At 66.7% G+C, this 1452-nt stretch carries 1 protein-coding gene; it reads left to right on the plus strand.

What is annotated here, in order from left to right; all coding sequences use genetic code 11:
- Positions 1–18: 18 nt before the first annotated feature.
- The coding region (locus tag G6038_RS30675; RefSeq protein ID WP_165042673.1) for an MmgE/PrpD family protein at positions 19–1452 on the plus strand (1434 nt) is incomplete at its 3' end.

The following is a 1452-nucleotide window of genomic DNA, read 5'->3' on the forward strand; positions in this document are numbered from 1 at the left end:
TTTGGGGACGGAGTCCAGATGACAGTGCAGGATGTGGTCCCGGCTCGGGGTGGGGTGCGCTCGACGTCGGCGTTGGCGGAGTTCGTCGCGGCTACCTCGTACGAGGATCTGCCGGAGGCGGTGGTCGAGGCGGTGAAGAAGCTTGTCCTCGACGAGATCGTGGTGGTGGCGGCGGCGATGAACACTCCGATGGCGGAGGCGTTGCTCAAGCTCAAGGCCGATCCGGGGGGTGCGGGCGAGGCCACGGTCCTTGTCGACGGCCGGAGGATTCCTGCGGCGAACGCTGTGTACATCCACGGTCAGCTCGCGAATCTCCTCGATGCCGACGAGACCATGCACAACCGTATGCACACGGTGTCGGCCAGTGTCCTTTCCGGTCTTGCGATTGCGCAGCGTGACGGATCGTCGGGTAAGGATCTCATCACGGCCATCGCCACCGGTTACGACATCACCTCGCGGATCGGTGCGTCCCTCAAGCAGTACGTGTCGGACGGTGCCGGGGGGACCCGGTTCGCGCCGAAGCACGGTTTCAGTTGGATGAGCGTGGGCGCGGCAGGGACGGTGGGGCGTCTGCTCGGCTTGGACGCGTCGCAGATCGCGCGCGCGTTCGGGCAGGCCTTCACGACGACCCCGGTGTATTTCGACATTCAGAAGCACCTGCGTTCGCTCGGCCGGGAGGGCGTGCCGGCCAGTTGGCACAAGTACCAGATGTCGGGGGCGTACGCGGCGGCGGGGCTCGACGCGGCGCAGTTGGTCTCCTACGGGTGGGTTGCGCAGGACGACGTGTTCGACGAGGGCGGCACGTTCTGGCAGTCGTTCGCGTCCCCGGGCGTGGACTGGGAGGCCCTCTACGGCGGGCTCGGCACTCGCTGGTACATCACCGAGACGTCGTTCAAGTGGTATCCGTTCTGCCGGTTCGGTCATCAGGGGCTGGACATCTTCTCGGGGATCGTCGAGGAGAATGCGCTTGCTGCCGACGATATCGCCGAGGTGGTGCAGCGGATCATCCCCGATCAGCTCGCCCGAACGTTGGCGACGACGACGTACGCCGACGAAGGCTTGAAGCTGATGGCGAGTATGCCGACAGCGCTTTCCCTCATCGCCCACCGTGTGCCGCCGGGCCCCCGGTGGTTCGACGACGCGGTGCTCAACCGGCCGGAGGTGCGCCGCTTCGCCGAGCGCGTCACGGCCGAGGTCGTCGACGAATGGGGACCGTCGGTCGCCGAGCAGCTCGAGACCGAGGGGTTCTTCGCCAAGGTCCCCACCGAGATCATCGTCCGCACGCGTTCGGGTGCGGAGTTCAGCGGTCGTGCCGAGTACGCGCACGGGGACCCGTGGACGAGTGAGCACGCGTTCGACTACGAACGCATCGCCGACAAGGCACGGCTCTACCTCGACGGCATCCTTCCGGCGCAGCAGATCGAGGATCTGATCGGCGCGTGCCGCGAACTC

The sequence above is a fragment of the Rhodococcus sp. 14C212 genome (assembly GCF_011058195.1).
In the GTDB taxonomy this organism is placed as follows: domain Bacteria; phylum Actinomycetota; class Actinomycetes; order Mycobacteriales; family Mycobacteriaceae; genus Rhodococcus; species Rhodococcus aetherivorans.